The sequence below is a fragment of the Synechococcus sp. BA-120 BA3 genome (assembly GCF_034931285.1).
Taxonomy (GTDB): Bacteria; Cyanobacteriota; Cyanobacteriia; order PCC-6307; family Cyanobiaceae; genus Cyanobium.
This window is the reverse complement of the sequence record NZ_JAYGHZ010000328.1, coordinates 1-6,965: the sequence shown is the minus strand read 5'-3', so window position 1 is coordinate 6,965 and position 6,965 is coordinate 1. Positions and strand designations below refer to the sequence as shown.

The following is a 6,965-nucleotide window of genomic DNA, read 5'->3' as shown; positions in this document are numbered from 1 at the left end:
GGGCAGGATCACCTCGGGAGCTCCCTTGGCGCTCAGCACCAGCGGCCCCCCGGCAGAACTCCGGCCCGGGGGCGGGGGGCCCAGGGGTGCCGCCAGGCGGGCCTCGGCGTCCCTCAGCCACACCGCCATCATCCGCCGTTCGGCGCGGAAGGGCATCTCCGCGGCCCGGCCGTGCTCCGCCCGCAGGCAGGCGGTCTCCAGGCCCGCGCGAGCGGCGATCTCCAGCAGCGCCACCTCGGTGGGGTCGCCGATTCCACCCTGCTGCTGCGGCTCGGCGTCGTTGCAGAGCACGCCGGCCTGCAGCAGCAGCTCGAGGTGGCCGGGGCTGCACCCGGCCGTCGCACCCGGCGGCGGCGTCAGGGCGACGGCCTGGACGTCGGTGTGCAGGGCCAGGGTGCCGCAGCGGAGCTCCGTCACCACCTGCCGGTTCTGGGTCAGGGTGCCGGTCTTGTCGGTGCAGATGACGGTGATGGCCCCCAGCGCCTCCACCGCCGGCAGGTGGCGGATCAGGGCGGCGCGACGCACCATCCGCTGGGTGCCGATGGCCAGGCTCACCGTGATCACCGCCGGCAGCCCTTCCGGCACGATCGCGACGGCGGTGGACAGGGCCATCTCCAGCAGGGCCAGGGGAGAGCCGCCGAGCAGCCAGCCCCCCAGCACCACCGCCGCCACGAGCCCCAGGGCCCAGGCCACCAGCCTGCGGGAGAGGTCCGCCAGGCGTTCCTGCAGGGGCGTCGGCTCCGGGCGGGCAGCGTGAATCAGCGTGGCGATGCCACCGAGCGCGGTGGCCATGCCCGTGGCCGTCACCACCGCCAGTCCCCGGCCCCTGCCCACCGCGGTGCCGAGGAAGAGGCAGTTGCTGCGCTCCACCAGCGGTGTCTCCGCCGCCAGCGGCGGTTCGGGACGCTTGCTGACCAGATCAGCCTCACCGGTGAGGGCCGATTCCTGCAGCCCCAGGTCGCTGCCCTCCAGCAGCCTGGCATCGGCGGGGACCTGATCGCCGCTCTCGAGGCGGATCAGGTCCCCCGGCACCAGCTGGTCAGCGGGGAGGCGCTGCCAGCGTCCGTCGCGGCGCACGCGTGCCAGGGGCTGGGCGAGGTTCAGGAGGCTGCGCAGGGCCAGCAGGGCCCGGCTCTCCTGCAGGTAGCCGAGCAGGGCGGTGAGCCCCACGATCAGCAGGATCGCGATCGCATCCTTGGGAACGGCGTGATCCACCACGGCCAGAGCGGCGGACACCGCCGCCACCGCCAGCAGCAGGAGCAGCATCACGTTGCTGAACTGATCCAGCAGGATCCGCCAGCGGCCCGGGCCCGGCGGCAGGATGAGCCGGTTGGGACCGGCGCTGGCCCGGCGTTCGGCCGCGGCGGCCTCGCCCAGACCCTCCCCGTCCACCCCGAGCCGGCGCAGGCAGTCCGGTCCGGTGAGGGCCTGCCAGTCCGTGGCCTCGGCAGGGATCATCGCCAGCCACCCGGTGGCCCCTGAACCCTAGGCGGGCTCAACGGTTCCCCGGCCGTGGCCCTGCCTGTGGCCCTGGCCGCGGCCCTTCCGACGCAGGACTGCGGCCTTGCCGCGGCGCACGGCGGCAGGCCGGGAGACGCGACCTACGTTCGGAACCGGGCTTGCTGGGAAGGGCGATGGCCGACCTGCTGATCAGGGATGTCGACGACGCCATCGTCCGCGCCCTGCGGCACCGGGCCTGCATCCATGGCCGCAGTGAGGAGGCCGAGCACCGGGCGATGCTGGCCTCCGCCTTGCTGTTCACGCCCTGCCGCAGCCTGGCCGAACACCTGAGTGCCCTACCGGCCGTGGGTCGCGATGGGGACTTCGAGCGTGAGCCTCCATCGACCGGTGCCCCGGACCCCAGCCGTGAGCAGGCATGTATCTGATCGACACGGCCGTCATCCGCGAGGCCGGCAGGGGACCCCTGGCCCATGGCGGGGTGCGGGCCTTCTTCGAGGAGGTGCAGCGGGAACGGTCGCGGCTCTTCCTGGCTGCGGTCACGGTGGGGGAACTCAGCCGCGCCCTGGCCCTGATCCGCCAGCGGGGTGAGGAGTCCCAGGCCCGGGAGCTGGAGGACTGGCTGCGGCTGCTGCTGCAGGACCACGACGAGAGTCTGCTGACCCTGGATGCCAGGGCGGCGCAGCTCTGGGGACTGCTGCTGGCCCGCCATCCGCAGCAGGTCATCGCCCTGCAGATCGCCGCCATCGCCGTGGTCCACGATCTGACGCTGGTGACCCGCCTGACACCGGTTCTGGGTACCGCCGGCGTGCGGGTGCGGGATCCATGGTCGATGAATGGCGCCATCGGCGCCTGAACCTGGGCGCACGAGGCGCCTTTCTCTTCCGGCTCGCCGTGATCCAGGCAGATCCTGGATCAGATGGATCCCCTCACCGGGGATAACGAGACGAAGGGCAAGGTGGCGCTGGTTGGCCCCTGCATCATCGCCACCCATGAAAAGGACAAGCTGAACATCGCCAACATCGCTCTGCAGAGCGGCAAGGACAGTCTCAGGGATGCTGCGGCGTTTCTGCTCGGACAGGAATGCAAGGAGCATCCCCAGCTGTCGACCTGCAGGACAGCTCTGGAGCTGCTGGCACGGGCGGAGGAGGTGAGCGTCCAGCGCCAGATCCGCAGCGACGGAGTGGCGAATGTTCCGGTGCAGCCGTCGCCCGTCGCCACGGCCCTGGAGGAGATCACGACGGCCAAGCTCGCCGAATCCGAGCTGCAGGGATGGATCTACGTCGGCAAGGCCGATCCATCCGGCAGGCTCATGGACGACCGCACCATCAATGTCAAGAACAAACCGGAGCCCGGTGCCGATGTCACCACCATCACCTCCGTCTACCTGAGGGACAAGGGCACGATCCGCTGGGGATCTTCCCTCGGGATCATTCCCCGGGGGCAGATCCTGACGATCCATGGCCTGCAGTCGACACCCCTGGCGGGTGGCAACGTGGCCGTCTGGGCCAGGGTGAAGACCCAGAAGAGTGCCGTTCTGACGGTTCCCTGAAGGGGGGCAGGCTGGGGATCGGGACGGCGGCCTGCCGCCGGATTACCGCCGCCTGCCCTTGTCCCGTCGAGCCCCTGCCGGCCACGGCCGGACCCGGCAGAGCGCTTGATGGCGACCGGGACGGGAATGGAGATGGATGAAATAGATCGAAATCTTTACCGCTGTTGTCAGTTAACTCCGACATCTCTGAGCCAAAGAAGTGATCCGTGGATGCGAAGTGAATGTGCAGCAGATGCGCGGCCGATCCGGTCTCTTTTTCATGCGGCCCTTCACGACTTGGTGATCTGCGCTACTCCGGAAGCTCGTGAAACGGGCGCTTCCGTTTCCGGCCAGTCTGCTCAGATCCATCTGGCAGCAAGCGATCTGGCTTGCTGAGTCAGTGTCGCCTGCCTGCTCATCTGCTCCTGAGGTACCTCGCGTGCACGGGTTGGACGGCTTCTTGAAACTCCTGATACTTTGCCTGGGTACTGATTCGAGGTCCCCGACCTTCCAGTCATGAATTTCCTCCGATCCCCCATCTCTTGGCTGGGTGCTTCCAGAGCCGACCTGGCCAAGTCCGCTCTCCTCGCCGCAGCCGTTCTGGGCGGCTCCCTGCTGGCGGGTGGCGCTGCTCAAGCTTCAGGCCGAGAGTCCTGCTTCTTTGGTGGTCAAAGTCCGACCTGCGTGGTGGGAGGACCGGGGTGGACTCTTGGTGACAAGAACTTGATACTTGATCAGCTTCCTGCTGGTACAGCAGATGAAGCCATCCTTGGAGAAATCGTCTTTAACTGGATCTCGCGGCCAAACCCGGATGATTCCAGTCCCTATGAGTTTGACGACTGGGATATTGAGGTCGACTTTGATAACCCACTGACCAATTCCACTGGCAGCTTTGAGTACACTCTGTCCGTGATTGACTCCGAGTCCAGTTGGTTTATTGACACCGTTCGACTTGACAGCGATATTGAAGGAACTGGCCCCTTCGATTCCCTCGTAACCAAGGACATCATCGGAGATGGAGGTGTCGTGGTCCCCTCCATTGAGTCTCGAAATGGTAATCCTTCGGACACTGTGCCTATTGGACCTTTCAGGACCATCAAAGTAACCGATACTTGGAGCACTTGCGAGTCTTGCTCGATCGACAGTTTCAACAACACCTACGCTCAATCACAAAACGTTCCCGGCCCCCTGCCCCTCCTGGGCGTCGGCGCCGCCTTCGGTTACAGCCGTCGGCTGAGGAACCGGCTCAAGGTGCATACCGAAGCCTGAGCCCGCAGCTGCCCAGCCTCCTCACCCATCCAGGCCCTGCCCTCCCGGCAGGGCCTTTTCTGTGCCTCAGGCCCAGAGCTGCGTGGCGGCCTGGACGGTGGCCTGGCCGATCAGAGCCCCCAGCGCCAGCCCCTGCTGGTTGCCGTCATCAAAGTGGATGCCGCCGTAGAGGCGCGAGAGGCCCGCCGCTTCGCTGGCCTCCCGCCAGGTGTCCCAGTGCAGCGTCACCACCTCCTTGGCGCTGGCCGGCTCGAACACGCCCCGCCCGCTCACCGCGCCGCCGAAGCCAGCCCCCACCAGACTCTCCAGCACCGCCGCCGCCGCCGCCGAGAAGGTGCTGTGCCCGGAGGGAAATTCCGGGAACGGCGGGCTGTAGCTGCCGCCCGGGCGCTGGTAGGTCTCCCAGGTGGTGCCGTCGATCGTTCCCGTGCCGTCGATGTCGCGGGAGTAGGCCGTGACGGTGGCAAGCCCGGTGAGCGGATCCGGGTCCCCCACCAGGCCCAGCGCGCTCAGGTCGCGGATCACCTGCACGGGCCGTGCATAGTCCGCCTCGGTCTTCTTTTGCCAGGTGGCCACCGCGGCCGACTGCAGCGCCTGGCCCAGGCTGAAGTACAGCTTCACCTCCTCCCCCAGCGGCAGATCCCGCTGCTCGGCGGCGTACTGGCCGAAGATCATCCAGGTGCCGGGGGGGAACGGCGTGCCCGCCCCGTCTTCCCAGAACTCGGCGCTGAACTTCTGCTCCTCGGTGAGCCCGGCGCTCACCGCGATCACCCGCTCCGCCTGGGCGAGGAAGGCCGGGTTGATCAGGCTCCCCACCGCCGCCCGATCGATCGGCACCACCGCCCCCGCGGCGGTGGTGATCGTGCGGCTCCGCAGATCCGCCGTGGCGCCCTCCAGCAGCAGGAAGGGCTCCGGCTCCTTGAGGGTGGCCAGGAACGCCTCGAGCTGCTCGGACGGCAGATAGGCCCGCACCTGGCCCCAGCCCGGGGTGAGGCAGGTCTGCAGCCCGGAGCCGGGATCGTCGCCCACCCGGTACCCGGGCGTCCAGTGCGCGATGTCGATCACCTGGGCCGGATGTCCGTTGACCGGCGTGAAGGGAGCCGTGGCGCCTGCGGTGGCCCCGTCCTTCGCGACGTGACGCAGGATGGTGCTGGACAGTTGCCTGGCCAGGAGATTGGTGGCCCCGTCCAACCCCCGGCCGAGGGGGTCAGCGTGGCCCGCGAGGGTCTCGGCGAACAGTGGCTCTGCCTGCGGCGCCAGCGCCGTGAGCACCTGGTACGCGGTAGTGGCGATCACGTTGTCCACCAAGGCCTTCTGCCGCGGCGCCGAGAGGTGGGCGGTGAGCAGCCGGGTCGTCCGCTCCAGCAGCTCCAGCATCCGGCCCGCCGCCCCCTCCAGGCTCGTGCTGGCCGGATCGAAGAGCTGCCAGGCCTCGTACAGCGCCGTTCCCGCCGTGGCATAGAACCGTGCCGCCACCGTGGGTCCCGTCTGCCCGGCCACGGTCACCCGGCCCTGCGCCACGGCCTCCACCGCGGCCTGCACCCAGTCGAAGGCCACCGAGGTGTCGCCATCTCCCGGCAGCACCGACACCGCCAGCGAGCTGGGCTCCAGCACCAGCCGGGGGCCTGCCCCCTGTGCCGTCGCTTGGAACGCTCCGCCCCCGGGCTCGGGTGGGAGCTCCGACGGGCGGACCGGCAGGGGAGCGCCCGCCATCGATTTCCTCATGATGATTCCGTTGAACAGGCTGCAAAACGCTAGCGTTGATCGATGGTGGCTCTGGCTCGCGGCCCTAGGGACGCCGCCGCCGGCTGGCGTCAGCCGGGTGCTGAAGGGAGCGGGCGATGCGGTGGCAGCCGGTCACTCCCCAGCTGTCGCCATGGCAGGCACCATTCCCCCGCATGCGGTGCCGGGGAACGATCACCGCCTGCACCGGTGGGGACGCGGGGGCTGGCACGTCACGCCCCGGAAGACAGGGCTTCCCGGTCGCATCGGCCCACCTCAGTCGATCCGGCCAGGTGGAGGCTGGACACCGGCGGCCGCCGCGAGTTCCGCCTCGGTCAGCCGGGCGTCATCCACGGCGTCCTCGTCGAGGGGTTGGAGCGGCTCTCCGGTGAGCTCGGCAGCCAGCTCCTCCCACGGGCGGTCAGGCTCGAGGCCGTCATCGTCATCGTCGTCCACGGGTCGTGGCAGGGTCGAGGCCATGGCTGTCTCCCGCCGGAATCCGGCAGCGGCATCGTCTGAAGGCACCGTATCCCTGTCGATGGCAACCCGCCGAAGCGGGGGCGGATGTGCTGCATCCGCTGCCCAGGACCCTGGCTAGGACAGGGCCAGGGCAGGGGGAAGGCCATGGGTGGCACGACGACCATGCAGCGGGAGGTCGGCGTCGCCTCGGGCGGGGCTGAGCTGGCGGGGATCCTGACCCTTCCCGTTCCGGTGGTGGGGCTGGTGCTGTTCGCCCATGGCAGTGGCAGCAGTCGCCTCAGCCACCGCAACCACGACGTGGCCCGGGAGCTGGTGGAGGCGGGGCTGGGGACGCTCCTGTTCGATCTGCTCACCGCTGCGGAGGAGCGGATCGATCGGCTCGATCGTTCCCTGCGCTTCGACATCGCGCTGCTGGGCCGGCGTCTGATCGGGGCCATCGACTGGGTGGGCCACCAGCCCGAACTGAGCGGCCTGCCCCTCGGGCTCTTCGGGGCCAGCACCGGGG

Annotated in this window: 8 protein-coding genes; 5 read left to right on the top strand and 3 right to left on the bottom strand. The window is 69.1% G+C overall.

Annotated features, from left to right (window positions below):
• Positions 1-1,458 (bottom strand): HAD-IC family P-type ATPase (locus VB737_RS13570; RefSeq protein WP_500313720.1); only part of this gene is annotated, 1,458 nt, incomplete at its 3' end.
• Between the two features lie 176 nt (positions 1,459-1,634).
• Between VB737_RS13570 and VB737_RS13565 the strand changes: the two genes are divergently transcribed.
• The 4 genes from VB737_RS13565 to VB737_RS13550 all read left to right on the top strand — a co-directional run bounded on the left by VB737_RS13565 (position 1,635) and on the right by VB737_RS13550 (position 4,258).
• The gene (locus VB737_RS13565) at positions 1,635-1,886 is read left to right on the top strand and encodes a FitA-like ribbon-helix-helix domain-containing protein (protein ID WP_500313719.1); all 252 of its coding nucleotides are present in this window, start codon (positions 1,635-1,637) and stop codon (positions 1,884-1,886) included.
• Entirely contained in the window at positions 1,877-2,314 is a 438-nt protein-coding gene (locus VB737_RS13560) for a PIN domain-containing protein (RefSeq protein ID WP_500313717.1), read from the top strand. The genes VB737_RS13565 and VB737_RS13560 overlap by 10 nt, the downstream gene beginning before the upstream one ends.
• 63 nt (positions 2,315-2,377) lie before the next feature.
• Positions 2,378-3,010 (top strand): hypothetical protein, encoded by a 633-nt coding sequence (locus tag VB737_RS13555; RefSeq protein ID WP_500313715.1) that lies wholly within the window; start codon positions 2,378-2,380, stop codon positions 3,008-3,010.
• Positions 3,011-3,505: 495 nt separating this feature from the next.
• Positions 3,506-4,258 carry a hypothetical protein gene (locus VB737_RS13550; RefSeq protein ID WP_500313713.1) on the top strand — a complete coding sequence of 251 codons (753 nt, stop codon included), beginning with the start codon at positions 3,506-3,508 and terminating at the stop codon, positions 4,256-4,258.
• A gap of 66 nt (positions 4,259-4,324) precedes the next feature.
• Here VB737_RS13550 and VB737_RS13545 read toward each other — a convergent pair whose 3' ends face one another.
• Together VB737_RS13545 and VB737_RS13540 are read right to left on the bottom strand one after the other, a co-directional pair.
• Complete coding sequence (locus tag VB737_RS13545; RefSeq protein WP_500313712.1) at positions 4,325-5,872, bottom strand: vanadium-dependent haloperoxidase; 1,548 nt, start codon at positions 5,870-5,872, stop codon at positions 4,325-4,327.
• Between the two features lie 384 nt (positions 5,873-6,256).
• The gene (locus tag VB737_RS13540) at positions 6,257-6,460 is read right to left on the bottom strand and encodes a hypothetical protein (protein WP_500313711.1); all 204 of its coding nucleotides are present in this window, start codon (positions 6,458-6,460) and stop codon (positions 6,257-6,259) included.
• 144 nt (positions 6,461-6,604) lie between these two features.
• On the opposite strand from VB737_RS13540, the gene VB737_RS13535 reads away from it, so the two are divergent.
• The coding region (locus tag VB737_RS13535; RefSeq protein ID WP_500313710.1) for a dienelactone hydrolase family protein at positions 6,605-6,965 on the top strand (361 nt) is incomplete at its 3' end.